Source organism: Mycobacterium sp. MOTT36Y (genome assembly GCF_000262165.1).
GTDB classification, from domain to species: Bacteria; Actinomycetota; Actinomycetes; order Mycobacteriales; family Mycobacteriaceae; genus Mycobacterium; species Mycobacterium intracellulare.
Genome location: NC_017904.1, coordinates 552,767 through 578,703, shown reverse-complemented (window position 1 = coordinate 578,703; position 25,937 = coordinate 552,767). Strand labels below are relative to the sequence as shown.

Genomic DNA, 25,937 nt, shown 5'->3' with positions numbered 1-25,937 from the left:
CCCGCAACCGGCGCCCGCGCTCGCTTGACGCCACTGGTGTGCAGCGGCGTCAATTTAGAGGGCGGGCGGCGCCGCAGCGACGGACCGAAGCGAAGGAGAGGGCATGCATCTCGACGAGTACATGTCGCTGGATGCGACCTCCTTGGCCGAGCTGGTCGAGCGCAAGCAGGTCACCCCGGCCGAACTGCTCACGTTGGCGCGGCAACGAGCGGACGCGGTGAACCCGCACTTGAACGCCATCGTCCGTCGCCTCGACACTGTCGCCGACGCCCGGGCCGCCGATCCGAGCCTGAAGGGCCCGTTCGCCGGCGTTCCCTTCCTGCTCAAAGACCTGGGCCAGGAGTACTGCGGCTTTCCCACGTCGTGCGGATCGCGCTCGCTGGCCAATGAGGTGTCCGACCGGCACGCGCTGATCACGCAGCGGTTTTTGGACGCGGGCCTGGTGATTTTCGGGATGACCAATACGCCCGAATTCGGCGCCAAGGGTGTCACGGAACCCGACTATTGGGGCCCGGCCCGCAACCCGTGGAACATCCGGCACACGCCAGGCGGCTCGTCGGGCGGATCCGGTGCGGCGGTGGCCGCCGGCATCGTTCCGGCCGCCGGAGCCAACGACGGTGGCGGGTCGATCCGAATCCCCGCCGCCTGCAGCGGACTCGTCGGCCTCAAGCCCAGCCGGGGCTTGGCTCCCTACGGCCCGCAGACCGGCGAGATGCTGTTGGGGATGGCGACCCAGGGGGTGGTGTCGCGCACCGTGCGCGACAGTGCCGCGCTCTACGACGCGATCGTCGGGCACCATCCGGGTTCCGCTTACCGAGTTGCGTTGCCCGACAAGCCATTCAGCGAGCTCGTGAAGCGTCGTCCGGAGCGGTTGAAAATCGGGTACTCGGCGCGCTCGGCGATCAACCCGCGGCCCAGCGCCGAGGCAGTCGCCGCGGTCGAGAAGACGGCGGTGCTCCTGGGCGAATTGGGCCATCAGGTCGACGAGGTCGCGCCGCCGTACGATGACGCCGCACTGGGCCGTGACTTCCTGACCATCTGGTTCGCACAGCTTCACCACCAGGTCGCCGACATCAAGCGGCGAACCGGCGCCCGCGACAGCGACTTTGAGGCCGACACGTTGGCCGTCAGCGAACTCGGCCGATCCGGTGGTGTCCTGGCGGTCATGTCCGCGCTGGAAAACAGGAACAACTACATCCAGTCCCTGGCCGAGTTTCACGGCGCCTACGACTACTTCCTGACCCCCACTCTGGCGACCCCGCCCCTGGAGGTGGGTGCCACCGCGACGTCGGCGGTGTTGCAGCGCGCGGCCCGAGTGATCAGCAGGCTACGCGCGGGAAAACTCATGGGGCTCAGCGGAATTCTCGACGACCTCATCCAGGAGAGCCTGGGCTGGGTGCCCTACACGCAGCTGGCCAACCTCACCGGGCGCCCGGCGATCAGCGTCCCACTGCATTGGACGCAGAACGGCCTTCCGCTCGGTGTTCAGTTCGTGGGGAAGCTGGGCGCCGACGGCGAGCTCCTCCAGTTGGCCGCCCAACTCGAAGAGGCGAACCCGTGGGCTCACCGATACCCGGCCCCGGGCACGAATTAGCCGCCGCCGTCAGAGGTTTCAGCTGGCGGCTCGGTGCCCTGCTGGCCGCGCTGACCCCGCCACAACCCGGCAAACCGACGGGCGATGTCACCCAGCCGGCCCCCCGCATGTTGGGAGGCTTTGATGCGGCCCAAGGTTTCCCGGCCTTCCTTCGCGTAGTCCTTGACCGATTCGTCGCCTTCCTCGGCGCGCATGTCTGTCCTCCGATCCTGCTCGGTCGCGTTTGTCATTCCGGAGTTTGACGCTCGGGCGGTTCCGATGGCGTCAAGCAGTCCGGCGGTTCGGTTGGCGTGAGCCGTTCGGGCGGTTCGGTGGGCGTGAGCCGCTCCGGCGTCTCGCCCGGTGTCCCCGGCTCGGGTGGCTCTGAATCGCCTGGCCGCTTCGCCGAAGGCGGCCTGAGGTCCGTATCGCCCATGCTCAGTCCTTCGATCGGCTCAAACTCGCGTACCCGCCGCACCCGGGCCTCCAAACGCTGCCGGGCTGGAAAAACGCCCGCGTCGCACCGGGTGCCGGGGGCGGCCCGGCCGCTTACACTCCAACCGTGGTAGGTCTGGCGCAAACGAGGTCGGCAGTGAAGAAAGTCCCGCTCGGCATCGGAATCGCCGTCGTCGTGTTGCTCGCCGTCTTCGCGATACCGATCAAGCAACGGTGCGGGGCGCCGGGCTACCCGTGCGCGTCGACGCTGGACAACGAGGGCAACACCCACTACTACTACGAGGTCGAACCGGCGGGCGTCTACCTCGCTGAAATCGTCACGGGCACCAACATCACGCTCTTTTACTCCGCGGGCGAGGACCTGGTCAAAGCCCGATAGCACTGCAGGGAGACGACATGCGCATCGGCGCAACTGCCCGGACCACGGCGGCCGTCGGGGTGCTCGCGGCGGCCGTGCTGCACCCGAACGCGCCGGCACTCGCCGCCGTGGGCCAACGCCCCTGTCGCGCAAATGCGTTGTGCGCCAACGCCCCCGCGGCCGACGGCGGTGACCAGGCCGCCGCCGAGCGTGCGATCATCGACGGCTACGTCAAGAAGCAGGTCGGATGCACGCCGACCATGCCGCCCCACCCGGTGTCCATCGCGTGGGATCCGCCGGGCTTCACGCCGGGGGTCGGCGGATCTGGCCTCATCCGCGATGCCAACCCGGCGCTGGGCGGCCAATACCGCGCCGACTACGTCGACGGTCGATGGCGCATCGAGTACCTGTACTGCTGACGGCGACGGTTTGCTGCCGGTCCCGGGCGGTCGATGCGGTGCCCGATATCCGTGCGGTAACAAGTTCGGCTCGATCCGTCTCGCGCTCGAGACCGGGCGGGGGTCATCCGGGGCGCACACCGGCACCGCCCGACCAAAACAGGCAGGTAGATCGGCGATCGCGGGCGCGAATCGCGCCGAGCGGGCCCGCTGATTCCGGTGACGGCGGCCGCCGGCGGGCGCTCTCGATTGGGGCCTTCACAGCCGGCTAACGCATACTTGTCACCATGCTCGAAGCGACATCGCCGCTAACCGCCGTTGCGGGGCCCGGTGATGCGCTGGGTGTGGGCAGAGGTTTGTGATGGCCCGCTCGGGCGGCGCCCATCGCCGTCATCGAGCCGTCCGTCAGCCCTCTCGATTCCGCAAAGGGCTGACGCGCACCCTCGGCGCGCTGGTTTCCGTGGCGGCCGTCGGGCTGACCGGCGCCGGGTACTACGTGGCGCACGGCGCGCTGGGCGGCATCACCGTTTCCAACGCCCTGCAGCCCGACGATCCGCGGTCCAGCGGCGACAACATGAACATCCTGCTGATCGGCCTGGACTCGCGCAAAGATCAGGACGGCAACGACCTGCCGTATTCGATCCTCAAGCACCTGCACGCGGGTGATTCCGACGACGGCGGCTACAACACCAACACGCTGATCCTCGTGCACGTCAGCGCCGACAACAAAGTGGTCGCGTTCTCGATCCCGCGCGACGACTGGGTGCCGTTCACCGGGGTCCCGGGATACAACCACATCAAGATCAAAGAGGCCTACGGGCTGACCAAGCAGTACGTCGCGCAAAAGCTGGCCAACCAGGGGACGAGTAGTCAGAAGGAGCTCGAGACCAAGGGCCGCGAGGCCGGGCGGGCGGCGACCCTGCGCGCGGTGCGCAGCCTGACCGGGGTGCCGATCGACTATTTCGCCGAGGTCAACCTGGCCGGTTTCTACGATCTGGCGCAGACGCTGGGTGGCGTCGAGGTGTGCCTGAACCACGCCGTCTACGACTCGTATTCCGGCGCCGACTTCCCGGCCGGGCGCCAGCGACTGGACGCGTCCGAGGCGCTGTCGTTCGTCCGGCAGCGGCACGGCCTGGAGAACGGCGACCTGGACCGCACCCATCGGCAGCAGGCGTTCATCTCGTCGGTCATGCAGGAGCTGCAGGCCGCGGGCACCTTCACCAACATCGACAAGCTCAAGAACCTGATGGCGGTGGCGCGCAAGGACGTGGTGCTCTCCTCCGGCTGGAATGACAACATGATCCAGCGGCTCGGCGGGCTCGCCGGGGGCAACCTGGAATTCCGGACGCTACCGGTGGTGCGCTACGACAACATCGATGGCCAGGACGTCAACATCGTCGACCCGGCCGCGATCAAGGCCGAGGTGGCGGCGGCGATCGGCACCGACGCACCGACCACCGCGCCCACCACCACGGCCGTCAAGCCCGATCCGTCCACCGTCGTCGACGTGGTCAACTCGGGCAGCATGAGCGGGCTTGCCACCGAGGTATCACGCGCGCTGAAGAAGAAGGGCTACACCCCGGGCCAGGTCCGCGACCGCGAGTCCGGCGAGCCGACCACCAGCTCGATCGCTTACGGCGCCGGCGCGCAGAGCGATGCGCGCAACCTGGCCACCATGCTGGGCCTCGACGCTCCCAGCCAGCCCAGCCCCGGCGTCCAGCCCGGCCACATCCGGGTGACGGTGGACACCAACTTCTCGATTCCCACACCGGACGAGACCCAGATGGACGACGTCACGAGCACCAGCACCACCACGTCGACCAAGGCCAAGACCTACTACTACAACGGCACCACCACGACGTACCCGACGCCCGATCAGGGGAAGCCGATCGACGGCGGCGGCGTGCCCTGCGTCAACTAGGCCATCAGCTGTGCGTGCCGCCGTCCATGCGGATCTCGGTGCCCGTGATCCAGGCGCCGTCGTCGGATACCAGCATGGCGACCACCCCGGCGACCGCTTCGGGTCCGGCCATTCCCGTGCCGCTGGACTCCGTCGTGGTCGGCAGGACCGGCATGAGCCGCGAGAACAGCGCCCAGTCGGCGTCCTGCGGGATGTATCCGCCGGTGGCATCGGTGATCCCGGACTTGATGCTGCCCGGCGCGACGCACGCCGCGCGCAGGCCCTTCTTGGCGTATTCCAGCGCCAGCGAGTGGGTGAAGGCCTGGATGCCGCCCTTGCTCGCGGCATAGGCGGCCATGTAGGGATGGGCGAACGAGGCCGACGTGGAGCTGAAGTTCACGATCGCGCTGCGCGGGTTCGCCAACAAGGCCGGTAGCGCCTCGCGCACCACCAGAAACGTTCCGGTCAGGTTGACGCCGACGATTCGGTTCCAGAGTTCGAGGGTGGTGTCGTGGGTGTGCGCGGCCCGCAGGATGCCCGCCGCGTTGACCAGCGAGTCAAGCCCACCCAGCCGCTCGACGGCCAGGCGCACCCCGTCGACCACCGAATCCTCGCTGCCGACATCCATCGGCACGATGCTCAGCCGGTCGGCGATGCCGGCCTCTTGTGCCCGCGCACGCGTGGTGTCCAGGCCCTCAGCCGCGACGTCGGAGGCCGCGACGGCGGCGCCCTCGTCGAGCAGGCGCAGCGCGGTCGCCTGCCCGATCCCCGACGCGGCGCCGGTCACCAGGATCCGCTTGCCCTCGAGACGCTTCATCGCTTCTCCCGTTCACTAGGCGCGGCGACGGGTCAGGGTGCCACGACCCCGCGCAGCGCGTCCTCGCCGTACATCTGCACCATCATCGAGGAGTAATCCGGGCCGCGGCGCAGAATGTGTCCCCCGTCGACGTTGATGCACTGGCCGGTGATCCAGGCCGCCGCGTCGCTGAGCAGGAACATGGCCAGGTTGGCCACGTCCTCGACCTCACCGACCCGCGGCAGCGGAGTGCACAGCGCGTAGTCGCCGCTGATCTCGGGTGACTGGATCACGCTCGCGTCGACCAGATCGGTGCGGATCAGGCCCGGCCGGATGCTGTTGACCCGCACCCAGGACGGGCCGAGTTCGTCGGCGGCCAGCATCATCATGTGGTCGATCGCCGACTTGGTGACCCCGTACGGCCCGAACCACCGGTGGGTGTTGCTGGCCGCGATCGACGAGATCCCGATGAACGAGCCGCCCCCGCCCCGCACAAGCTCGCGCCCCACATGCTTGAGCACGTACATGGTGCCGTTGACGTTGAGGTCGACGGTGTTTCGCCACGCCTCCGAGTCGGTGTGGGTGATCGGCCCCACGGTCAACGAGCCACCCGCGCAATGCACCGCGCCGTGCAACCGGCCGTGCCAGGCCGTCGCGGCGTCGACCGCGCGGGCCACCTCGTCCTCGTTGGTTACGTCGGCGGGCTCATAACGAATCGAGCCCTCGCCGGGCAGGGCTTCGATCTCCTTGACGGCCCCGGCGAGTCGATCGGCGTTGCGGCCGACGATCATGACCGAGGCGCCGGCCGCGACCAGCCCGGCGGCCACGCCTTTGCCGATCCCGCTACCCCCGCCGGTGATCAGGTATGTCCGGTCTTGGAAAGAAAGCTGCACGCGAGGCCCTTTCAAACTGGAACAGGTTCTAGCTATAGAAGCATGTGCCCTCGGGGGGAATATCGCTACCCCCGGTCTCGTTAGGTCCTCGGCTGCGCGGCGCTACGGCGTATCGCGGCGCGCCACCTTCGTCGGCTTCGCGTCCCGCCAATCCTCGACGTGCGGAGGCTGGCCGACCGGCCACCGGTTCTCGTTGAACGCCGCCCAATGCGCATGCCCCAGCAGGTGCACGTGGAAGGCGTGCCGCAGCGCCTCGGTGTAACCCATCGCGTCGGAGGCGGCGTTGACCGAATCCTTGATGAGCAGCGACGCCATCGTGGGCCGCTCGGCGATGCGTCGCGCGAATTCGAGTGTCTTTTCCTCTAATTCGTCGACAGCGAAAACCTTGGACACCATGCCCAGCCGGTGCGCCTCGTCCGCGTCGATCGAATCACCGGTCAGTAGCAGTTCTTTGGCCTTACGCGGACCGAATTCCCAAGGGTGAGCGTAATATTCGACACCCGGCATGCCCAACCGGACCGCGACGACGTCGCTGAACTTCGCGTTGTCGGCGGCGACGATCAGGTCGCAGGCCCAGATCAACATCAGCCCGGCCGAGATCGCGTTGCCCTGCACCTGGGCGATCGTGATCTTGCGCAAATCGCGCCAGCGGCAGGTGTTTTCGAAAAAGTAGTGCCATTCCTGGTGGTACAGCTTCTCCATGATCGGCTCGAGCGTGGCCCCGCGCGAGCGGAAGCTCGGATGCTGCCCGGGCCCCGGTGCGCGCTCGGCCAGTGCCTGCTCGGAACCCAGGTCGTGGCCGGCGGAAAAGTTCCTGCCGCGCGCCGCCAGGATTACCACGCGAACGGTGTCGTCGGCCTCGGCGCGGCCGAAGGCCTCGTCGAGCTGGACCAGCAGGCCGCGGCTTTGCGCATTGTGGGCCTCGGGCCGGTTGAGCCAGATCCGCGCGATCCGGCCCTCGTCGAGGGTTTCGTAGGCCACGAGCTCCGGGGTGTTGGCGTTGGCCGCCCCGGTGTCGGCTTGCTCGGAGACTGTCATTCCGCCCACCTCGTTCGTCGTTGATTTGGCCTTGTTTACAGATTACGGCCAGTGTGTAACCGGGCCGCGTCGGGGGGACGCGCCGCGAGCCCTTGATCGGCGGCACGTCCCGGCCGGTCGTGTCTTCGCGAGCGGCGCGACGAGTCCCTGCAAACCAGCCATAAACGCGCCCGACGCCCGTTAGCTGGTGAGACGGGCTGCGGCCGATCACGCGCGTCGCCTACAGTTAAGTCATGCCTACGAAATCTGATCCTGGCGAAATCGGCGACGTCGAGCCGGTGGCGGACAGCACTGCGAGCCAGGCCAGGCGGGTCGTCGCGGCGTACGCCAACGACGCCGACGAATGCCGGGTCTTCCTGTCCATGCTGGGTATTGGGCCGGCGAAACTCGACGCGTAAATGGCTCCCGGGGGAGGGCGAGGCTCCAAGGCGGCCAAATTCGGGGATTCCGACTTCGTCGTCGTCGCCAACCGGTTGCCGGTAGATCGGGAGCTGCTTCCCGACGGCAGCACGGCCTGGAAGCGCAGCCCCGGGGGACTGGTCACCGCCCTGGAGCCGCTACTGCGCCGTCGGCGCGGCGCGTGGGTCGGCTGGCCCGGTGTGGTCGACGAGGACGTCGACCACGAAGACGAGCCGATCGTCCAGGAGGACCTGGAACTGCGGCCGGTCAAGCTGAGCGCGGACGACGTCGCCGAGTACTACGAGGGCTTCTCGAACGCCACGCTGTGGCCGCTGTATCACGACGTGATCGTCAAGCCGCTGTACCACCGCGAATGGTGGGACCGCTACGTCGTCGTCAACCGCCGCTTCGCCGAAGCCACCTCACGTGCCGCCGCGCGGGGCGCGACCGTATGGGTGCAGGACTATCAGCTGCAACTGGTCCCGGCGATGCTGCGCGAGATGCGGCCCGACCTGACCATCGGCTTCTTCCTGCACATCCCCTTCCCGCCGGTGGAGCTGTTCATGCAGATGCCGTGGCGGACCGAGATCGTCGAGGGCCTGCTGGGCGCCGACCTCGTCGGATTCCACCTGCCCGGCGGCGCGCAGAATTTCCTGTTCCTTTCCCGGCGGCTGATCGGAGCCAACACCACGCGCGGGGCGGTCGGGGTGCGGTCGCGGTACGGCGAGGTGGAGCTGGAATCCCGCGTCGTCCGGGTCGGCGCCTTCCCCATCTCCATCGATTCCAGTGCCCTCGACCAAACGGCCCGGCACCGCGATATCAGGCGCCGCGCCAAGGAGATTCGGGCCGAGCTCGGCAACCCCCGCAAAGTGCTGCTCGGCGTCGACCGGCTCGACTACACCAAGGGCATCGACGTTCGGCTGAAAGCCTTTTCGGAGCTGCTCGCCGAGGGCCGCGCCAAACGCGACGACACGGTGCTGATCCAGCTGGCGACGCCCAGCCGCGAGCGGGTGGACAGTTACCAGCAGCTGCGCAACGACATCGAACGCCAGGTCGGCCACATCAACGGCGAATACGGCGAAGTCGGGCATCCGATGGTGCACTACCTGCATCGGCCGGTCCCCCGCGACGAACTCATCGCGTTCTTCGTGGCCGCCGACGTCATGCTGGTCACCCCGCTGCGCGACGGGATGAACCTGGTCGCCAAGGAGTACGTCGCCTGCCGCAGCGATCTCGGCGGCGCGCTCGTGCTGTCCGAATTCACCGGCGCCGCCGCCGAACTGCGCCAGGCGTACCTGGTCAACCCGCACGACCTCGAGGGGGTCAAGGACGCCATCGAGGCCGCCCTCAACCAGCCCGTCGAGGAAGGACGGCGGCGCATGCGGTCGCTGCGCCGCCAGGTGCTCGCCCACGACGTCGATCGCTGGGCGCGGTCATTCCTCGATGCGCTCGCCGAGGCGCGGCCCCATGACGCCGATTAGCGCGGATGCCCCGGGAACCCATGGTGTTGGCGCGCCAACGCTGTGATACTCGGGTGCAGCGTCGCACGCGAAGGAGAAAGAGTCACATGAAGCTCCGTCACGGACTGGCCGCGGGTGCCGCCGTCTTCACGGCTGTCGCAACGGGAATCGCGCTGCAATCCGGCGAACCGGCCAAGGCGCTTGGGCCGCCGGCGGACGGCACCTACGCCTACAACGAGGCGGGCGTCTCCGGGGTTACCTGGACCATCTCCGCACTGTGTGACCAGCCGTCCGGGACCCGGAACATGAACGACTATTCCGACCCGATCGTCTTCGCGATGAACTGCGCGCTGAACATCGTGAGCTCTACGAACGAGCAGATCAGCGCCGCCGACAAGCTGCAGAACTTCAGCGGCCGGGCTCGCATGTCCAGCATGCTGTGGACGTTCAAGGTGCAAAAGGACAACGGCGTGGCCTGCCCGGGCGGGGGCACCGCGCCGTCCACCGAAACCTTCGCGTTCAGCGACGAAACGATGAGCGGCACCCACACCACGCTGCACGGGCCGGTATGCGGGCTGCAGCCGGAGATGAAGAAGCAGCCCTTTTCGCTGGCGATGACCGGGCCGCCGCCCAGCCCGATCGAGCGTTACCCGTTGTACTGCAACGGCATTGCGATGTGCTACTGAGCTAGATCGGAGTGATGTAGGCGATCAGCCACTGCTTGCCGACCTTTTTGAAGTCGACCCGCAATCGGCTGCCGTCATACAGCGGCTGCCGTGACTTGTCGGTGACCGTCCGGTTCATGTAGACCATCACCGACGCCGAATTCCGTTGGGCGGACATGACTCCCACGCCCACGACGTTGGCCTGCACCACCACTTCGCGCTTCTTGGCTTCGGGGATGATCTGGGTGTTGGCGCTCTTCTGGAACTCCGCGCGATAGTCGGGGGTCAGTAGCGGGTACGCCGCCGACAGGCTGCGTTCGACCGTTTGGTAGTCGTAGGCGAAGACCTCGGGGATTTCCTTGGCCGCCAAACCGGGCAACACGGCACGCGCCGCCTGCTCACCGCGAACCTCGACCCGATCCCAATACATCCAGCCGGCCGCCGCGGACAACCCGACGAACGCCACGGCCAGAAGGTAACCCGCGACGATGAGCAGCCAACGCCGCCATCGCATCAATTACCCCCGTCTGGATACTTCAGGTCGTAGCCGCTCATGCGTCCGGAGTCGTCTTCGTGCACGATGACGCGCAACCGGTAGGGCATGGACGGCTTGTTGACGCCGTCGATGTCGGCGACCGTGACGCGCACCGACACCAACACGGACGCGTTATCGGTAACGGCGTCAATGCCTTCCAGCGCGGCGCCGTTGACGACGGCTTCCGATGTCGCGTTGGTGGAGCGGAACAGGCCCTTGAGATTCTCGACATTGTTGTTGGCGCTGAGCATCCCGCGCAGCGGACCGCTGGTCCCGTTGACGAACCGGTTGACGCTCTCGTCGATGTTGTCCTGCTTGTAGCTGAACATGTTGACCACCGTCTGCGTCGCGGTGTCGACGAACCGTTGGTCGCGCGCCTGCGCCGCGGTGGCGTGGCGGTGCTGGACGGCCAGGAGGGCCACGCACCCGGCCAACACCCCCACCGCCACCAGTGCCGCCGCGAAGGAGATCCACGCCACCAGGGCGCGGTGCGGCTGGCGTCGCGGTGGCGGCTTGATCGACGTGAGGGTCTTGACGGGTTTCGCCGGCGGCTTCGGCGCGGCCGGCACCTCCGTCTGGACCGTGACGTCGTGTGTCGACTCGCTCTTGGCAGGACCCGCCGCGCGCGAGGCTTTACGACGAGCGCGCGGCTTGGTTGTCTGTTCGTCTGCCATGGCAGCGTCCATCACAGAGGCCTTGGATCAAGCATGAGGTCCACCCAATTCTCGGCGCCGGAGGTTCCGGTGGCGCCGGCGGCGAAGATACCAGTGCCTCCCGCCGGATCGACAAACGCGCCGGTCTTCTCGTCATAGGTGGCATACGCCGGCCCGCTGGCCTGCGGCTGCCCGCCGGGCGGCGGGCCCCACGGCTTCTCCGGGCCGGGGCCCGGCGGCGGCGGGTTGATCCCTAGCGGCGGCGCCGGCGGAGGCAGCCACTTCGGATACGGAAGCTGCGGCGGTACCGGCGGCACCCCCGGCGGCTGCCACGACGTGAACGGCGGGGGCGGCCCGTTGTCGTTGGGCGGCGGCGGGGCGAAGGCCGGCTGGTGCGGCGCCGGACCGGGTCCAGGGACCACACCCGGCGGGGGCGGCCCGACCATCGGAGTGCCCGGATCTGGGTCGGCGTCCGGCGGGATGTACGGGAAGTGGTTGGGCGGCAACACGTTCAGCCCGTTGGTCATCGGGGTGTCGTAGGGCACCGGCGGGCCGCGCCACGGGTTGCGACCGATCGGCACGTAGCCCTTCGGGTCGCGGCAGAGCTGAATCGTGGGGGCGCGCTTCCCGGGGAACTCCTGGCACGGGTAGTTACGCGCGCCGCGCACGGTGCTGGGATCGTTCTGCGCGGTCTTGCAGTACATGTCCCTCGGAAGCTCGCGCACCGTCTCGTCGGCCGGGGTGCGCATCAGCGGCGGCGGCAGGAAGCCGACGGCGCACGGCGGCGGGTCGTTGAGGTCGAGCTTGAAGTCCAGCTTGGCGCCCTCGTCTTGCGGCCCGCCGCCCGCGGCGGTGGTGATGGCCGCGAACAACGCCGGCAACACGACGAGCAGCTGTTCGATCGACTTGTTGTAGATCACGCCCACCCGGCCGAGGTTGGCCAGGCTGGCGGCCAGGGTCGGGAAGTTGGGGCGGATGCCCGAGAACGCGGTGCTGGCCTCGTCGGTGGCGCCGGGGGCCGTGGCCAGGGTGTCGCGGAGCTGGGGGTCGGCCTGACGGACCTCGGAGGTGAACCGCGCCAGCCCATCCGACAGCGACTTGATGTCGCCACCGGCGCGGATCTGGGCCTGCAGGAACGGCCCGGCCTGATCGATCAGCTGCGACACCTGGGGATAGTTGGCGTTGGCCTCGTCCACCAGCAGCCGGGCCGACTCGAACAGCCGGGCGAGCTCGGGGCCTGACCCGTTGGCCGCAATGAACGTCTCGTGCAACAGTTCACGCAACCGGGTGTCACCCAGGCTGTTGACCAGTGTCTCCGCCCGCTTCAACAGATCGGCGACGTCCTGGCCGATCCGGGTGTTCTGCCGCTCGATGCGGGCACCGTTGGTCAGCTTGCTCGCCGCGGGCGAGCTCGGGGGCACCAGGTCGATGTACTGCTCGCCGACCGCCGACACACTCTTGACGGTGGCGGTGACGTTCGACGGGATGGCCGTCTCGCTGTTCAGCCGCATCTGGGCGATGACGCCGTTGGGGCTCAGCCCGACCGACTCGACGCGGCCGACGGCAACGCCGCGGTAGGTGACGTTGGCGTTCTTGTACAGGCCGCCGCCGGCAACGAAATCGGCGCTCACACCGTAGGTTCCGATGCCGAAGGTCGCGGGCAGCCGCAGGTAGAAGATCGCCATCACAGTCAGGGTGATCGCCGTGATCACGGCGAAGATCGCCAGCTGGATCCTGGTCAGTCTGTCATGCATGTGCGCCCGCCCTACTGTCCCGAAGCCGTGCCGGGCGGAATCTTGAACGGATCCGCGGCCTGTCCGGACAGGTTGGCCAATTCGCCGGTCAAGAAGTCCGGCGGGTTGAGGATCTCGTCCATGTGAGCCATGTTCGGGTCGAAATAGGCCGTCGTGAAGAACGTTTCACCGAGCCGGCGCAGGGTGAGGTCGAAGGTGGTGAACACGTTGAGATAGTCACCCCGCACCGCCTGCTTGATCCCGAAGTTGGGGAACGGAAACGTCAGCAACAGCTGTAGTGAGGTGACGAAATTCTTTCGGTTGTCGTTCAGGGTCTTCACGACCGAGTACAGGTCCTTCATGTCGGCGGCGAAGTCCACCTTGGTCTTGGCCAGCACGTGCGAGGTGACGTTGGCCAGTTTGTGCAGCGCGCCGAAGGCCTCCACGATGCGGTCGCGGTTCTTGTTGAGCACGCGAATCGCCTCGGGCAGCGTGTCCAGCGCCCGGCCCAGGTTGTCCTTGTCGCGCGCCAGTGCGCCCGAGAAGCGGTTCAATCCGTCGACCGCGTCGATGATGTCGTTGACCTGGCGGTTGAGCCCCGAGGTCAATTCCGCCAGCCGGGGGATCAGGTCGACGAACTGGTCCTGCCGGCCCGCGACGGCCCGATAGGTCTCGTCGGTGATCTCTTCCAGCGCACCGACATTGCCCTTGTTCACCACAACGCCGAGCGCCGAGAGCACCTCTTCGGTGGTGGGATAGCGGCCGGTGTTGGCCTCCGTGATCTTCGACCCGTCGGTCAGCCGGCCCACGGCCGGCTTGTTCTTCGGCCGGGCCAGGTCGATGTGCATCGAACCCAGCAGCGACGTCTGGGCGACGGTCGCGGTCGAGTTGGCGGGCAGGACGACGTTTTTGTTCAGCGCCAATTTGACTGCCGCATAGAACGATCCGTCGGCGCGCTGTTCGGCCGCGATGCCGGCAACGCTTCCGACGGTGACGTCGTCGACCATGACGGGCGAGTTCTGCGGCAGCGTCGCCACGTCGGGCAGCTCGACGGTCACCGAGTAGGCGCCGCTGCCGTGGCCAGCGGTGCCCGGCATCGCCAACGAGTTCAGGCCGTTGAATTGGCAACCGGCCAGCAGCACGCTCCCCGCGGCCAATCCGCTGGCGCGCAACCACATTCGGTTCATCCGCCACCGCCCAAGCCGGCCGCGGGCCCGTTGGGCGCGGGTTGGGCCGGAGCAGGCCCCGGCCGCGGCCCGAACGCGCTTCCGGGAGCGGGACCGGGGGCCGGAGCGGCGCCGGCCGGCGCGGGGCCGGGCCCCGGACCGGCCTGCGGGGCCGGCGGGACGAGCAGCGCCTGCAGATCCGCCGGGTTCTGCGTGGCCGGCGTCTGGGCGCCCTTGGCCGGCACCCACGTCAGCTCCGGAACCGGGGTCGCCGCCTTGGCCTGAGTCTGCGGGGTGTCGTAGATGATCTGCCCCTTGTACGCCGTGATCGTGTTGAGCGGGTGGAACATCAGCGGCGGGTAGTTCACGGTGAGCCGGCGCAGCACCGGCCCCAGCCGCTCACGACAGAGCTCGGCGCGCTTGAAGTAGTCCGGCGCCCTGGGCCCGGCCGCGGTCTCGAAGGATCCCCCGCAGATGAACTGCACGGGGTTGGCGAATTCCGGTATCGACAGCAGACCGTTGAGCGTGCCCTGCGCGGGATCGTAGATGTTGTAGAAGTTGGCGATACCCGGGCCCGCCACGTGCAGCACCTGCTCGATGTCGTCGCTCTCGTCGCTCAGTGTCTTCGCGAGATCGTTGAGGTTGTTGACCGTGTCGACGATGGTCGAGTTGTGTTCGTGGAGGAACCCACGGATGTCCGACAGCGCCGTGTTGAGGGTCCCCAGGGTGCTGTCGAGATGGCGCGAGCTGTCGGCGAGCACCTGCGACACGGAGGCGACGCTACCGGCGAATTGGACGATCTGTTCGTTACTGGACGACAGGGCGTTGACCACGACCTGCAGGTTTTTGACCGTGCCGAAGATGTCGCCGCGCGAATCCCCAAGTCGCCCAGCGGCTTGCGAGAGCTCGCGCAGGGCGCTGTGGAACGACTGGCCCTTGCCGTCGAAGGTGTCGGCGGCCTGGTTGATCGCCGCGCCCAACGGGCCCTGCAGCGATCCGGCCGTCGGGCCGAGCTGGACCGCCAGCTTGGTCAGCGACTCTTTGACCTCGTCCCACTCCACCGGGACCGCGGTGCGGTCCGGGCCGATGCTGGCGCCGTCGGCCATCTCCGGCCCGCCGGTGTAGGCCGGCGTTAACTGGATGAACCTGGCCGCCACCAGGTTTGGCGACATGATGATGGCCTTGGCGTCCTTGGGGACCTTCACGTCCTTGGACACCGACATCGTGATCTTGACGTCGGAGGGTCGCGGCTCGATCGTGTCGATGGTGCCGACCGGGACACCCAGGATGCGCACCTGGTCGCCGGGATACAACCCGACCGCCGACGCGAAGTGGCCGACGATCTTGCGGTTATTCCCTTGCGACGACAGCACATACACGCCGCCCACCAGCACCGCGACCAGCGCGATGATGGTGGCGTAGCGCAGCCCCCTGCTGCGGATGATCCGCTGCATCATGGTGACTTCGGCCTGATGATCCAGCGTTCCTGAATCAACCCGCGCAGGTAGTCGGCCAGGCTGGCCGGCATCTTGCCGGGCTGATAGAAGAAGTCGAACATCGTCGCGAGCAGCGGCGCCGGGATGACGCCGTAGACGTTCACGTTGAAGCCGGGACCCGAGCCGACCACCTCGCCCAACTCGGTGGCGTAGGTGGGCAGCCGCTTGAGGGCCTCGGTGATGTAGTCGCGGCGTTCGTTGAGGTTGGACAGCACATCGTTGAGCTTGTTGAGCGCGGGCCCGAATTCCCTGCGGTTGTCGGCGACGAAGCCGGATATCTGCGCCGAGAGCTCCTGGATGCCCGAGATCAGCTGACCCAGCGCGCGGTGGCGTTCGTCGAGCGCGGCGAACAACTCGTTACCGTCGTCGACCAGCTTGTTGACCTGCTCGGCGCGCTGTGACAACACGCCGGTGACCGACTTCGCGTGCGCCAGTAAGCTTTGCAACGCCTCGTCGCGTCGGTCCAGGGTGCGAGACAGCGACGTCACGCCGTCCAGCGCACCGCGCAGCTCGGGGGTGGCGTCGTGCAGCGTGTCGGTCAACACGTTCAGCGCCTTTTCGAACTGCGGCTTGTTCAGGTTGCTGGCATTGGAACCCAAGTCCTCGAGCGCGCCGGCCAGCGTGTACGGCGTCGTGGTGCGACTGAGCGGGATGGTGGTTGCCTTGCCGCCACCGGCCGGGGTCACCGAGATGGAGCGCTCACCGAGGATGGTGTCGGTGCGGATCGCGGCCAGCGACTGGTCGCCGACGGCGACGTGGCGGTCGACGCTGAAGCTGATCTTGGCGCTGTCGCCGGCCAGACCCACGGAGGTCACCTTGCCGACTTTGAAACCCGAGACGTAAACGGCATTGCCGGGATTGATTCCGCCCGCGTCGCTGAAGTAGGCGTCGTAGATCTTGCCCTGCGGCCAGAACGGTAACCCGGAATACCCGAATGCGATGAGCACGACGCAGACCACGAGCACCACGCCGAAGATGCCGGTGCGCAGCGGATCGCGCTCATGTGTTGCGTTACTTGGCAAAAGCGCACCTCCCCTTGCTGGGATCCACCTGGCCACCAAGCGGCAGGAGGATGTCGCCACCGGCGGGGCCGTTGATCTTGATCGTCACGGAGCAGAAATAGATGTTGAAGAACGACCCGTAAGCGCCGAGGGCCGCCAACCGCAGATAGTCCTCGCCCAGCTGTTCGATGTCGTTGTTCACCTCGGCCTTGCGGTTGTCCAGCTCGGTGGCCAGCGGACGGGTGTTCTCCAGGACGCCTTGCAGCGGGCGGCGCGAATTCTTCAGCAGCTGGGTCAAATCCGTCGTCGTGGAGGCCAGCGGGGGGATGGCACCCGCGATGTCGTCCTTGTGTTCGGCCAGCCCGGTGATCAGTTGTTGCAACTGGTCCACGCTTGTCGAAAACTGCGCGCTGCGTTGGTCCACGGTCGTCAGCACCGTGTTGAGGTTGTTGATCACGTCGCCGATGAGCTGGTCGCGCTGGCCCAGCGCCGAGGAGAACGCGCTCGTGTCGGCCAGCACGTTCGACAACGCGCCGCCCTGGCCCTGCAGCAGCTGGATGACCGCGCTGCTGATGGTGTTGACCTTGTCGGCGTCGAGGCCTTTGAGGACCGGCCGCAGCCCGCCCAGCAGCGCGTCGAGATCCAGTGCGGGCTGGGTGTGTTGGCTGTTGATCGTCGCGCCGGCGGGGAGTTTTCGCAACTCTCCCGGGCCGGACGTGATCTCCAGATATCGGTCACCGACGAGGTTTTCGTAGCGGATCACCGCGCGCGTCGACGAGTAGAGCGTGTAGCGCTTGTCGACCCCGAACTTCACGTCGATGGTGTTGTCGCGATTGAGCTTGATGTCCGACACAGCACCGACCGGCACCCCGGCGATGCGCACCTTTTGACCGGCCTTCAACCGCGAGACGTCGGTAAACGTTGCGTGGTAGGTGCTTTCGGGTCCGAACCGGAAGTCACCGAACACCACCACCAGCCCGGCCGACACCAGCAGCATGGCGACGGCGAAGATGCTGACCTTGATCATCATCTCGCGGTGCGACGGCATGCCCGAACTGTCCGGCATCAGAAATCGTCCCGTTCCGCGAAGGCGCCGTGGAACAAGAACTGCAGCGTCGAGGGCGCGTCGAACTGCAGCTCGGTGAACGGCTCGTACGGGATGTTGGCGTTGTCGGTGACCAGGAACGGCGCCCGGTAGAACGAGCCGCCGGTCTGCTTGGTCGGGATGTCGGGCAGCCCACGGCAATTCGGGCCGCCGGAGGCGTTCACGATCGGCAACGACTCCGGGTACGTGTACGACGGCGCGCCCAGCACGAAGCTCGACGACGTGAACAGGCCGGCCTTGCGGACGCCGAGCAGCGGGGCGAATTCCTTGATGCCGCGCTCGATTCCGGCGAACAGGCAGCCGAATTCCGGTGAGTAGTCGGCGGCCACCTTGAGCGGGGCCCGCAGCCGGTTGATGGCGTCGATGAAGTCCTGCTCGGCCGGCGCCAACGTGTCATAGGCGTTGTTCGACAGGCCGATGGTGGCCAACAGGGTCTTGTCGAGATTCTTCTGCTGGTCCACGACGGTCTTGTTGATCGTCGGCAGGTTGTCGAACACGGTGTTCAGATTGGGGGCGGAGTCGGCGTAGACGTTCGCCACGACCGCGGTCTTGCGGAGGTCTTCCTGCAAGGCGGGCAGCTTCGGATTCGCTTGGCGCGTCAGCGTATTCAGTCCCGAAAGGATGCCGCCCAGGTCATCGCCGTGGCCACGCAGGCCTTCGGCGAACGCGCTCAGCGTCCCGTTGAGTTCGACGGGGTCGACCTTGTGCAACAGGTCGATCAGCGACTGGAACAAGGTGTTGACTTCGAGCTGCACCGACGAGGCCGCGACGTGCGCGTCCGGACGTAGCGAGGTCGGCGACGGCGTTTGCGGCGGAATGAATTCCACCGCCTTGGCACCGAAGATGGTGTTACCCGCGATGTGCACCGCCGCGTTGGACGGGATGAAATGCATGTCGTCGCTGTTGATGCCCAGCGTCAGGCGCGCCTGGTCGCCGGAGTAGTCGATGGTCTCGACCTTGCCGATCTGGATGCCCCGGTATTTGACCTTGGCGCCCTTCTCCATCACCAGCCCCGCCCGGGGCGCCGACACGGTGACGGTGTCGATCGACGCGAAGGCGGCCGTGTAGGAAAGGTAAGTCAGCACAGCGAAAGCCACCATCAGGCCGGCCAGCACTGCTGCTGCCAGCCGGACGGTCGTGCGTCGCGCGCCTGTGTCTGCCATGTCTTTTTAAGCGGTCCTCTTAGCCGGAGAGGTTGAAGTTACCGGACGCCCCATACACAGCGAGCGAGATGAACAAAGTGATGACGACCACGACGATCAACGAGGTCCGCACGGCCTGGCCGACTGCGATGCCGACGCCGACGGGACCACCGCTGGCGTTGTAGCCGTAATAGGTGTGCACCAACATGACCGCGATGGACATCACGATCGCCTGCAGGAACGACCACAACAGGTCCGACGGGATCAGGAACGTATTGAAGTAGTGGTCGTAGAGGCCTTTTGACTGCCCGTTGATGTACACCGTGGTGAAGCGGGCGGCGAAGAACGCGGCCAGCACGGACAGCGAGTACAGCGGGATGATCGCGATCAGGCCGGCGATCAGGCGGGTCGACACCAGGTAGGACACCGAGTGCACCGCCATGCACTCGACGGCGTCGATCTCCTCGGACACCCGCATGGCGCCCAATTGGGCGGTGGCGCCGGCGCCGATGGTGGCCGCCAGCGCGATGCCGGCGATCACCGGGGCGACCACCCGGACGTTCAGGAAGGCCGACAGGAATCCCGTCAGCGCCTCGATGCCGATGTTGCCCAGCGACGAATACCCTTGCACGGCAATGACACCGCCGGAGGCCAGGGTCAAAAACGCCGCGACACCGACCGTGCCGCCGATCATCACGAGAGCCCCCGCGCCCATGGTCATCTCGGCGATCAGCCGGACCGTCTCCTTGCGGTATCGGGTGAGCGCGTTGGGGACGTAGCGCACGGTCTGCCCGTAGAACAACGCCTGCTCGCCGAAGTCGTCGACCGGCTCCTGCAGCCGCGAGAAGAGGCGACGAAACCGCAGTGTGGCGTCGTAACTCATCGCGTGCTCACCCGTCTCATCACTTCGCCGAAATTCGCACGCCGATGGCGGTCATCACCACGTTGATCACGAACAGACAGATGAAGGCGTAGACCACGGTTTCGTTGACCGCGTTGCCGACGCCCTTGGGCCCGCCCTTGACAGTCAGGCCGCGGTAACAGCCCACCATCCCGGCCATCACACCGAACAGCAGCGCCTTGACTTCGGCGAGTACCAGCTCGCGCAGTCCGGTCAGCACGGTCAAGCCGTTGATGAACGCGCCCGGGTTGACGCCCTGCAGGAAGACGGAGAACACATAGCCACCGGAAAGCCCGATGGCGCATACCAAGCCGTTGAGCAGCAGCGCCACCACCGTGGACGCCAGCACACGGGGGACCACCAGCCGCTGGATCGGGTCGATGCCGAGCACGCGCATCGCGTCGATCTCCTCGCGGATGGTGCGCGCGCCCAGGTCGGCGCAGATCGCGGTGGCGCCGGCACCGGCGACGACGAGCACGGTCACCACCGGACCCAGCTGGGTGATGGTGCCGAACGCCGTCCCGGCGCCGGACAGGTCGGCGGCGCCGATCTCGCGCAGCAGGATGTTGAGGGTGAAGGCCACCAGCACCGTGAAGGGGATGGACACCAGCAGCGTCGGGACCAGCGACACGCGGGCGATCATCCACGTCTGATCGAGAAACTCGCCAAACTGGAACGGCCGGCGAAAAGCTGCCCGGCCGGTGTCCATCATCATTTCGAAGAATCCGCCGACGGCGCGGGCGGGAACGGCAAGTTGCTCCCTCAACTCGGTGTCCCCCCTCGGCTGGTCTCGGCGAAGTCTATGGCTGGCCTTTGCGTTGTCTACGGTCGCATGGGGCTCGGTGTGAGCCGGATCATATTAACTCAGAACAAGTTCACCATGTCAATGAACAGCATTTCTTATCCCAACCGTTAATTCGCCAGGTCAGACGCACTTGTCACGTGTCAAACTGACACACGTTCTACCTGCCGATTCCCCCCGATCGACTAGCCCCAAATGGCTATTGATCCATCAGTGCGCTCGCCGAAAAATTGTGCTCAGGATCACGTCCAGCAAAGTATTCCTGCAGCGTCGCACTCAGCTGTGCAGGGTCCCAAGCGGCGCCGTCGGCGCTGAATTTGCGCTCGACCGTCGGGGCAGCGACCAGTGTCACCTGCGGACCGTAGACGATGAACACCTGGCCGTTGACTTCCGCAGCCGCCGGCGAGGACAGGAACTTGACCAGATTGACGACGTGCTCTGGCGACAGCGGATCGACCCCGCCGGCCTCCACCTCCGGTGCATCGCCGAACACGTCGGCCGTCATCGCCGTGCGCGCGCGGGGGCAGATGGCGTTGGCGCACACGCCGTAGCGGCCGAGCGCCCGCGCGGCGGTCAGGGTGAGCGAGATGATGCCCGCCTTGGCGGCGCCGTAGTTCGCCTGCCCGACGGGGCCGACCAGGCCGGCCTCCGATGCGGTGTTGACGATCCGGCCGAAGACCTTGCCGTCCGCCTCCTTGGCCTTGGAGCGCCAGTAGGTGGCGGCGTTGCGGGTCAGCAGGAAATGGCCGCGCAGGTGCACGGCGATGACCTGGTCCCACTCCTCGTCGGACATGTTGAACAGCATCCGGTCGCGCGTGATGCCGGCGTTGTTGACCACGATGTCGAGCCCACCCAGCCCGTCGGCCTGGGCGACCAATTCGTCGGCGGTGGAGCGTTCGCTGATGTCGCCCGCCACGGCAACGGCCTTCGAACCGGAGGAGTTGATCTCGTCGATGACGTCGGAGGCGTCCAACGCGGCGGCGATGTCGTTGACGACGACGGTCGCTCCGAGGCGTGCCAGGCCGAGCGCCTCGGCCCGTCCCAGGCCCGCGGCCGCACCGGTGACCACCGCGACCTTTCCGGAGAGATCGGTCGCGTTCGTGCTAGCGCCCGGCGACGATGCTGACCGCGCAGCGGTCTGAGGAGAAGCCGGGTCATAAGGCCTAGTCAATTTATGAATACCTCTAGTTTCGGGTTGCGCGCTCTAGGCTCGGATCAGTCGCCGCGGGACAGCGCGGCGCGCGGGCATTCGGCGATCGCCTGCTCGGCCAACTGCTCCTGATCGGCGGGAATCGGGTCGAGCTTCACCACGGCGTAATCCTCGTCGTCGAGGTCGAAGATATCGGGGGCAATTCCCAAGCACACTGCGTTACCTTCGCACCGGTCACGGTCCACGATCACCCGCACAGCACCCTCCTTGAACCTGGCCTTCACCGCAGGACTCGCCTCATCAGTATGTAGGTCCACCATAAGACCCCGACACCGCTGGGGAAACGGTCGCTGGATTCCCAGACTAGAACGTGTTACAACCGGGAAGACGAATGGGTAGCCGTTGGTCGAGCTGCAGCCTGTGACGCGGGTTGTATTCGGAAACGTCGTTGACTTGAAGGACGGCTGAAATGCGCATCAGTTACACCCCTGAGCAAGAAGAGCTGCGTCGCGAGCTGCGGTCGTACTTCACCAACCTGATGACCCCGGAGCGTCGCGAGGCGCTGACCTCCTCGGGGGGCGGCGAGGTCGGTACCGGCACGGCGTATCGCGACACCGTCGCGCAGATGGGCAAAGACGGGTGGCTCACCCTGAACTGGCCCAAGGAGTACGGCGGCCAGGACCGCTCGCCGATGGACTCGCTGATCTTCACCGACGAGGCCGCCATCGCCGGCGTGCCGGTGCCGTTCCTGACGATCAACAGCGTCGCGCCGACCATCATGGCGTTCGGCACCGAGGAACAGAAGAAGTTCTTCCTGCCCAAGATCGCCGCGGGCGAGCTGCACTTCTCGATCGGCTACTCCGAGCCCGGCGCCGGCACCGACCTCGCCAACCTGCGCACGACCGCGGTGCGCGACGGCGACGACTACGTCATCAACGGCCAGAAGATGTGGACCAGCCTGATCGCCTACGCCGACTGGGTGTGGTTGGCGGTGCGCACCAACCCCGACGCCAAGAAGCACCGCGGGATTTCGATGCTGACCGTGCCGACCACCGCGGAGGGTTTCTCCTGGACCCCGGTGCACACGATGGCCGGTGTGGACACCAGCGCCACCTATTACTCCGACGTCCGCGTCCCGGTGACCAACCTGATCGGCGAGGAGAACGGCGGCTGGAAGCTGGTGACCAACCAGCTCAACCACGAGCGCGTCGCCCTGGTGTCGCCGCAACCGATCTTCCTGGCCCTGCGCGAGGTTCGCGAATGGGCGCAGAACACCAAGGACGACGGGGGCGCCCGGCTCATCGACTCGGAGTGGGTGCAGCTCAACCTGGCCCGGGTGCACGCCAAGGCCGAGGTCCTCAAGCTGATCAACTGGGAGCTGGCCTCGGCCGCGAGTGAGGACCTGTCACCCGCCGACGCGTCGGCGGCCAAGGTCTACGGCACCGAGCTGGCCACCGAGGCCTACCGGCTGCTGATGGAGGTGCTGGGTACCGCGGCGACGGTGCGCCAGAATTCGCCGGGCTCGTTGCTGCGGGGCCGGGTCGAGCGGATGCACCGGGCCTGCCTGATCCTGACCTTCGGAGGCGGCACCAACGAAGTTCAGCGCGACATCATCGGCATGGTCGCCCTCGGTCTGCCCCGCAACCGCTGAGCCGCTACGTAATAGAAGGACGGACGTTCATGGATTTCACGACAACCGAAGCGGCGAACGACCTCGGCAACCTGGTCGACACGATCGTGGACTCGGTGTGCACCCCCGAACACCAGCGCGAGCTGGACGGGCTCGATCAGCGGTTCGATCGCGACCTGTGGCGAAAGCTGATCGACGCCGGCATCCTGTCCAGCGCGTCGGCGTCATCGCTGGGCGGCGACGGTTTCGGCGCGCTCGAGCAGATCGCGATCCTGGTCGCGCTGGGCCATCAGCTGGCCGCGGTGCCCTACCTGGAGTCGGTGGTGCTGGGCGCCGGGGCGCTGGCCCGGTTCGGCTCCGAAGAGCTGCAGCAGAACTGGGGCGTGCCGGCGGTCAACGGCGAGAAGACCCTGAGCATCGCGCTCGACGGCGAGATGGGCGAGGGCCCGGTGCAGGCGCTAAGCGCCGGCGCCGGTTACCGGCTGACCGGCACGCGCACCCAGGTCGGTTTCGGCCCGGTGGCCGACGCGTTCCTGGTCCCCGCCGAAACGGATGCCGGCACGGCGGTTTTCCTGGTTGCCGCCGACGATCCCGGCGTCACGGTGACGGCCCTGCAGACCACCGGCCTGGGCAGCGTCGGGCACCTCGCACTGGACGGCACCGAGGTGGACGGCGGCCGCAGGGTCGGCGGCGCCGAGGTGGCGACCTGGCTCGGCACGCTGGGCACGTTGGGCCGCAGCGCTTTCCAGCTCGGGGTGCTCGAGCGTGGCCTGCAGATGACCGCCGAATACGCGCGCGAACGTGAGCAGTTCGACCGGCCGATCGGCAGCTTCCAGGCGGTCTCGCAGCGGCTGGCCGACGGCTACATCGACGTCAAGGGGTTGCGGCTGACGCTCACCCAGGCGGCCTGGCGAGTCTCCGAGGACATTCCGGCGGAGATCGACGTCGCCAGCGCGGCGTTTTGGGCCGCCGACGCCGGTCACCGGGTGGCGCACACCATCGTGCACGTGCACGGCGGCGTCGGCGTCGACACCGATCACCCCGCGCACCGATACTTCCTGGCCGCCAAGGAGATTGAGTTCGCGCTGGGCGGTGCCACCGGGCAGCTGCGCCGCATCGGGCGCGAGCTGGCGGAGACGCCCGCCTAGGCGAAATGGAGCTCACCGACGACCTGACGGTCACCAAGCTGCTGGCGCCGCTGACCGAGATCGACGACCGGGGTATCTACTTCGAGGACTCGTTCACCAGCTGGCGCGATCACCTGCAGCAGGGTGCCGCGATCGCCGCGGCGCTGCGTAAGCGGCTCGACCCCACCCGGCCACCCCACGTCGGAGTGCTGCTGGAGAACACGCCCTTCTTCTCGGCGATGCTGGTCGCGGCGGGAATGTCGGGGATCGTGCCGGTCGGGCTCAACCCGGTGCGCCGCGGCGAGGCGCTGCAGCGCGACATCGCCCGGGCCGACTGCCAATTGGTGCTCGCCGACTCCAAATCGTCTGAGACGCTGGGTGATATCGAGCACCTGAACGCCGACTCCGTCGCGTGGGCCGACGAACTGGCCGCGCACCGCGACGCCCCGATCGTTTTTCAGGACGCCGCGCCGGCGGATCTGTTCATGTTGATCTTCACGTCGGGTACCAGCGGCGAGCCCAAGGCGGTCAAGTGCAGCCACGGCAAGGTCGCGATCGCGGGCGTGACGATGTCGCAGCGCTTCGGCCTCGGCCCCGACGACGTCTGCTACGTGTCGATGCCGCTGTTTCATTCCAACGCGGTGCTGGTCGGCTGGGCGGTGGCGGCGGCGTGTGCGGGCTCAATGGCCTTGCGGCGCAAGTTCTCCGCCTCGAACTTCATCGTCGACGTCCGCCGCTACGGCGCCACGTACGCGAACTACGTCGGCAAGCCGTTGTCGTATGTACTGGCCACGCCCGAGCGGCCCGACGATGCGGACAACCCGCTGCGCGCGGTGTACGGCAACGAAGGCGCGCCCGATGACATCGAGCGCTTCGCCCGCCGATTCGGGTGTGTCGTGCAGGACGGGTTCGGTTCCACCGAGGGCGGCGTGGCCATCGCGCGCACGCCGGACACACCGCCGGGTTCATTGGGCCCCCTCCCGCCGGGCATCGACATCGTCGATCCCGACACCGGCGCGTCATGCCCACCGGGCGTGGTCGGCGAACTGGTGAACGTCGCCGGGCCGGGCCGTTTCGAGGGTTATTACAACGACGCCGCCGCCGAGGCCGAGCGGATGGCCGGCGGGGTCTACCACAGCGGCGATCTCGCCTACCGTGACGACGCCGGTTATGCGTATTTCGCTGGGCGGCTGGGTGATTGGATGCGCGTCGACGGCGAAAACCTCGGCGCCGCGCCGATCGAGCGGGTGTTGCTGCGCCACCCCGACCTGACCGAGGTCGCGGTGTACCCGGTGCCCGACGCGATCGTCGGCGACCAAGTCATGGCCGCGGTGGTGATGGCGCCGGGCACCGAGTTCGACGACGAGAAGTTCCGCACCTTCTTGGCCGAGCAACCGGACTTGGGACCCAAGCAATGGCCGTCATACGTACGGGTCAGCACCGAACTCCCGCGCACGGTGACCTTCAAGGTGCTCAAGCGGCAACTGGCCGCTCAGGGCGTCGACTGCGGCGATCCGGTCTGGAAGATCCACCGCTAGGGCCCCGGGACGGGCGTTATCG

Annotated in this window: 25 protein-coding genes and 1 pseudogene; 10 read left to right on the top strand and 16 right to left on the bottom strand. The window is 67.3% G+C overall.

Features of this window, described 5'->3' with window-relative positions; genetic code table 11:
- Positions 1 to 103: 103 nt before the first annotated feature.
- Complete coding sequence (locus W7S_RS02865) at positions 104 to 1,594, top strand: amidase (protein WP_014383782.1); 1,491 nt, start codon at positions 104 to 106, stop codon at positions 1,592 to 1,594.
- Here W7S_RS02865 and W7S_RS02860 read toward each other — a convergent pair.
- A complete protein-coding gene (locus W7S_RS02860) occupies positions 1,591 to 1,788 on the bottom strand; it encodes a hypothetical protein (RefSeq protein WP_008263776.1) in 198 nt (65 codons plus the stop codon). The two genes, W7S_RS02865 and W7S_RS02860, sit on opposite strands and share 4 nt — an antisense overlap.
- Before the next feature lie 377 nt (positions 1,789 to 2,165).
- Between W7S_RS02860 and W7S_RS02855 the strand changes: the two genes are divergently transcribed.
- From W7S_RS02855 to W7S_RS02845, 3 genes are all read left to right on the top strand, one after another.
- Complete coding sequence (locus tag W7S_RS02855; RefSeq protein WP_009955870.1) at positions 2,166 to 2,408, top strand: hypothetical protein; 243 nt, start codon at positions 2,166 to 2,168, stop codon at positions 2,406 to 2,408.
- Between the two features lie 17 nt (positions 2,409 to 2,425).
- The gene (locus tag W7S_RS02850; RefSeq protein WP_014383781.1) at positions 2,426 to 2,806 is read left to right on the top strand and encodes a hypothetical protein; all 381 of its coding nucleotides are present in this window, start codon (positions 2,426 to 2,428) and stop codon (positions 2,804 to 2,806) included.
- A gap of 340 nt (positions 2,807 to 3,146) precedes the next feature.
- Positions 3,147 to 4,706: an LCP family protein gene (locus W7S_RS02845; RefSeq protein ID WP_014710882.1), complete on the top strand. Its 1,560-nt coding sequence runs from the start codon at positions 3,147 to 3,149 to the stop codon at positions 4,704 to 4,706.
- Between the two features lie 4 nt (positions 4,707 to 4,710).
- Here the strand turns inward: W7S_RS02845 and W7S_RS02840 are convergent, their stop codons facing one another.
- From W7S_RS02840 to W7S_RS02830, 3 genes are all read right to left on the bottom strand, one after another.
- Complete coding sequence (locus tag W7S_RS02840; protein ID WP_014710881.1) at positions 4,711 to 5,502, bottom strand: SDR family NAD(P)-dependent oxidoreductase; 792 nt, start codon at positions 5,500 to 5,502, stop codon at positions 4,711 to 4,713.
- A gap of 32 nt (positions 5,503 to 5,534) precedes the next feature.
- Entirely contained in the window at positions 5,535 to 6,374 is an 840-nt protein-coding gene (locus W7S_RS02835) for an SDR family oxidoreductase (RefSeq protein WP_008263766.1), read from the bottom strand.
- Between the two features lie 102 nt (positions 6,375 to 6,476).
- Positions 6,477 to 7,412 carry an enoyl-CoA hydratase gene (locus W7S_RS02830; protein ID WP_008263765.1) on the bottom strand — a complete coding sequence of 312 codons (936 nt, stop codon included), beginning with the start codon at positions 7,410 to 7,412 and terminating at the stop codon, positions 6,477 to 6,479.
- A 233-nt stretch (positions 7,413 to 7,645) separates the two neighbouring features.
- Here W7S_RS02830 and W7S_RS26655 point away from each other — a divergent pair, with 233 nt between their 5' ends.
- From W7S_RS26655 to W7S_RS02820, 3 genes are all read left to right on the top strand, one after another.
- On the top strand, positions 7,646 to 7,810 hold the full coding sequence (locus tag W7S_RS26655) for a hypothetical protein (protein ID WP_008263763.1): 165 nt from the start codon (positions 7,646 to 7,648) through the stop codon (positions 7,808 to 7,810).
- Positions 7,811 to 9,292, top strand: coding sequence for a trehalose-6-phosphate synthase (locus W7S_RS02825; RefSeq protein ID WP_008263761.1), 1,482 nt, complete (start codon positions 7,811 to 7,813; stop codon positions 9,290 to 9,292).
- Between the two features lie 86 nt (positions 9,293 to 9,378).
- Positions 9,379 to 9,957 (top strand): hypothetical protein, encoded by a 579-nt coding sequence (locus tag W7S_RS02820; RefSeq protein ID WP_008263759.1) that lies wholly within the window; start codon positions 9,379 to 9,381, stop codon positions 9,955 to 9,957.
- 1 nt (position 9,958) lies between these two features.
- On the opposite strand, the gene W7S_RS02815 is transcribed toward W7S_RS02820, so the two are convergent.
- The 12 genes and pseudogenes from W7S_RS02815 to W7S_RS02760 form a co-directional block, all read right to left on the bottom strand.
- A complete protein-coding gene (locus W7S_RS02815; RefSeq protein WP_014710880.1) occupies positions 9,959 to 10,450 on the bottom strand; it encodes a mammalian cell entry protein in 492 nt (163 codons plus the stop codon).
- The gene (locus W7S_RS02810) at positions 10,450 to 11,157 is read right to left on the bottom strand and encodes a hypothetical protein (RefSeq protein WP_014710879.1); all 708 of its coding nucleotides are present in this window, start codon (positions 11,155 to 11,157) and stop codon (positions 10,450 to 10,452) included. Before W7S_RS02810 ends, W7S_RS02815 begins: the two co-directional genes overlap by 1 nt.
- Entirely contained in the window at positions 11,157 to 12,878 is a 1,722-nt protein-coding gene (locus tag W7S_RS02805; protein WP_014710878.1) for a virulence factor Mce family protein, read from the bottom strand. Before W7S_RS02805 ends, W7S_RS02810 begins: the two co-directional genes overlap by 1 nt.
- An 11-nt stretch (positions 12,879 to 12,889) precedes the next feature.
- Positions 12,890 to 14,044, bottom strand: coding sequence for a virulence factor Mce family protein (locus tag W7S_RS02800; protein ID WP_014710877.1), 1,155 nt, complete (start codon positions 14,042 to 14,044; stop codon positions 12,890 to 12,892).
- Positions 14,041 to 15,480 carry a virulence factor Mce family protein gene (locus W7S_RS02795; RefSeq protein ID WP_014710876.1) on the bottom strand — a complete coding sequence of 480 codons (1,440 nt, stop codon included), beginning with the start codon at positions 15,478 to 15,480 and terminating at the stop codon, positions 14,041 to 14,043. Before W7S_RS02795 ends, W7S_RS02800 begins: the two co-directional genes overlap by 4 nt.
- On the bottom strand, positions 15,477 to 16,541 hold the full coding sequence (locus tag W7S_RS02790) for a virulence factor Mce family protein (RefSeq protein ID WP_014381763.1): 1,065 nt from the start codon (positions 16,539 to 16,541) through the stop codon (positions 15,477 to 15,479). Before W7S_RS02790 ends, W7S_RS02795 begins: the two co-directional genes overlap by 4 nt.
- Positions 16,531 to 17,586, bottom strand: coding sequence for a virulence factor Mce family protein (locus W7S_RS02785; protein WP_008263746.1), 1,056 nt, complete (start codon positions 17,584 to 17,586; stop codon positions 16,531 to 16,533). The genes W7S_RS02790 and W7S_RS02785 overlap by 11 nt, the downstream gene beginning before the upstream one ends.
- Positions 17,586 to 18,788 carry a virulence factor Mce family protein gene (locus W7S_RS02780; protein WP_014710875.1) on the bottom strand — a complete coding sequence of 401 codons (1,203 nt, stop codon included), beginning with the start codon at positions 18,786 to 18,788 and terminating at the stop codon, positions 17,586 to 17,588. Before W7S_RS02780 ends, W7S_RS02785 begins: the two co-directional genes overlap by 1 nt.
- A gap of 19 nt (positions 18,789 to 18,807) precedes the next feature.
- Positions 18,808 to 19,650 (bottom strand): ABC transporter permease, encoded by an 843-nt coding sequence (locus W7S_RS02775; RefSeq protein ID WP_008263742.1) that lies wholly within the window; start codon positions 19,648 to 19,650, stop codon positions 18,808 to 18,810.
- A gap of 19 nt (positions 19,651 to 19,669) precedes the next feature.
- A complete protein-coding gene (locus W7S_RS02770) occupies positions 19,670 to 20,434 on the bottom strand; it encodes an ABC transporter permease (RefSeq protein WP_014379050.1) in 765 nt (254 codons plus the stop codon).
- Positions 20,435 to 20,669: 235 nt separating this feature from the next.
- A pseudogene (locus tag W7S_RS02765) lies at positions 20,670 to 21,575 on the bottom strand (3-oxoacyl-ACP reductase); the annotation flags it as partial.
- A gap of 110 nt (positions 21,576 to 21,685) precedes the next feature.
- Positions 21,686 to 21,877 (bottom strand): ferredoxin, encoded by a 192-nt coding sequence (locus W7S_RS02760; protein ID WP_003877155.1) that lies wholly within the window; start codon positions 21,875 to 21,877, stop codon positions 21,686 to 21,688.
- A gap of 212 nt (positions 21,878 to 22,089) precedes the next feature.
- Here W7S_RS02760 and W7S_RS02755 point away from each other — a divergent pair, with 212 nt between their 5' ends.
- Genes W7S_RS02755 through fadD17 form a run of 3 tightly spaced genes read left to right on the top strand, consistent with a single transcriptional unit; the run spans position 22,090 to position 25,915 of the window.
- Complete coding sequence (locus tag W7S_RS02755) at positions 22,090 to 23,271, top strand: acyl-CoA dehydrogenase (RefSeq protein WP_008263734.1); 1,182 nt, start codon at positions 22,090 to 22,092, stop codon at positions 23,269 to 23,271.
- A 29-nt stretch (positions 23,272 to 23,300) separates the two neighbouring features.
- Positions 23,301 to 24,398, top strand: a complete 1,098-nt coding sequence (locus tag W7S_RS02750) for an acyl-CoA dehydrogenase family protein (protein WP_008263732.1) — start codon at positions 23,301 to 23,303, stop codon at positions 24,396 to 24,398.
- A gap of 5 nt (positions 24,399 to 24,403) precedes the next feature.
- On the top strand, positions 24,404 to 25,915 hold the full coding sequence (gene fadD17 / locus W7S_RS02745) for a long-chain-fatty-acid--CoA ligase FadD17 (RefSeq protein WP_008263731.1): 1,512 nt from the start codon (positions 24,404 to 24,406) through the stop codon (positions 25,913 to 25,915).
- Positions 25,916 to 25,937: the final 22 nt, after the last annotated feature.

Bases quoted from the DNA above. Each gene is read 5' to 3' on its own strand.
- W7S_RS02840 (WP_014710881.1), bottom strand. From the start codon at position 5,502: ATGAAGCGTCTCGAGGGCAAGCGGATCCTGGTGACCGGCGCCGCGTCG.
- W7S_RS02775 (WP_008263742.1), bottom strand. From the start codon at position 19,650: ATGAGTTACGACGCCACACTGCGGTTTCGTCGCCTCTTCTCGCGGCTG.
- W7S_RS02805 (WP_014710878.1), bottom strand. From the start codon at position 12,878: ATGCATGACAGACTGACCAGGATCCAGCTGGCGATCTTCGCCGTGATC.
- W7S_RS02850 (WP_014383781.1), top strand. From the start codon at position 2,426: ATGCGCATCGGCGCAACTGCCCGGACCACGGCGGCCGTCGGGGTGCTC.
- W7S_RS02845 (WP_014710882.1), top strand. From the start codon at position 3,147: ATGGCCCGCTCGGGCGGCGCCCATCGCCGTCATCGAGCCGTCCGTCAG.
- W7S_RS02755 (WP_008263734.1), top strand. From the start codon at position 22,090: ATGCGCATCAGTTACACCCCTGAGCAAGAAGAGCTGCGTCGCGAGCTG.
- W7S_RS02830 (WP_008263765.1), bottom strand. From the start codon at position 7,412: ATGACAGTCTCCGAGCAAGCCGACACCGGGGCGGCCAACGCCAACACC.
- W7S_RS02780 (WP_014710875.1), bottom strand. From the start codon at position 18,788: ATGGCAGACACAGGCGCGCGACGCACGACCGTCCGGCTGGCAGCAGCA.
- W7S_RS02810 (WP_014710879.1), bottom strand. From the start codon at position 11,157: ATGGACGCTGCCATGGCAGACGAACAGACAACCAAGCCGCGCGCTCGT.
- W7S_RS02795 (WP_014710876.1), bottom strand. From the start codon at position 15,480: ATGATGCAGCGGATCATCCGCAGCAGGGGGCTGCGCTACGCCACCATC.
- W7S_RS02820 (WP_008263759.1), top strand. From the start codon at position 9,379: ATGAAGCTCCGTCACGGACTGGCCGCGGGTGCCGCCGTCTTCACGGCT.
- W7S_RS02860 (WP_008263776.1), bottom strand. From the start codon at position 1,788: ATGCGCGCCGAGGAAGGCGACGAATCGGTCAAGGACTACGCGAAGGAA.
- W7S_RS02785 (WP_008263746.1), bottom strand. From the start codon at position 17,586: ATGCCGGACAGTTCGGGCATGCCGTCGCACCGCGAGATGATGATCAAG.
- W7S_RS02825 (WP_008263761.1), top strand. From the start codon at position 7,811: ATGGCTCCCGGGGGAGGGCGAGGCTCCAAGGCGGCCAAATTCGGGGAT.
- W7S_RS02865 (WP_014383782.1), top strand. From the start codon at position 104: ATGCATCTCGACGAGTACATGTCGCTGGATGCGACCTCCTTGGCCGAG.
- fadD17 (WP_008263731.1), top strand. From the start codon at position 24,404: ATGGAGCTCACCGACGACCTGACGGTCACCAAGCTGCTGGCGCCGCTG.
- W7S_RS02750 (WP_008263732.1), top strand. From the start codon at position 23,301: ATGGATTTCACGACAACCGAAGCGGCGAACGACCTCGGCAACCTGGTC.
- W7S_RS26655 (WP_008263763.1), top strand. From the start codon at position 7,646: ATGCCTACGAAATCTGATCCTGGCGAAATCGGCGACGTCGAGCCGGTG.
- W7S_RS02800 (WP_014710877.1), bottom strand. From the start codon at position 14,044: ATGAACCGAATGTGGTTGCGCGCCAGCGGATTGGCCGCGGGGAGCGTG.
- W7S_RS02815 (WP_014710880.1), bottom strand. From the start codon at position 10,450: ATGCGATGGCGGCGTTGGCTGCTCATCGTCGCGGGTTACCTTCTGGCC.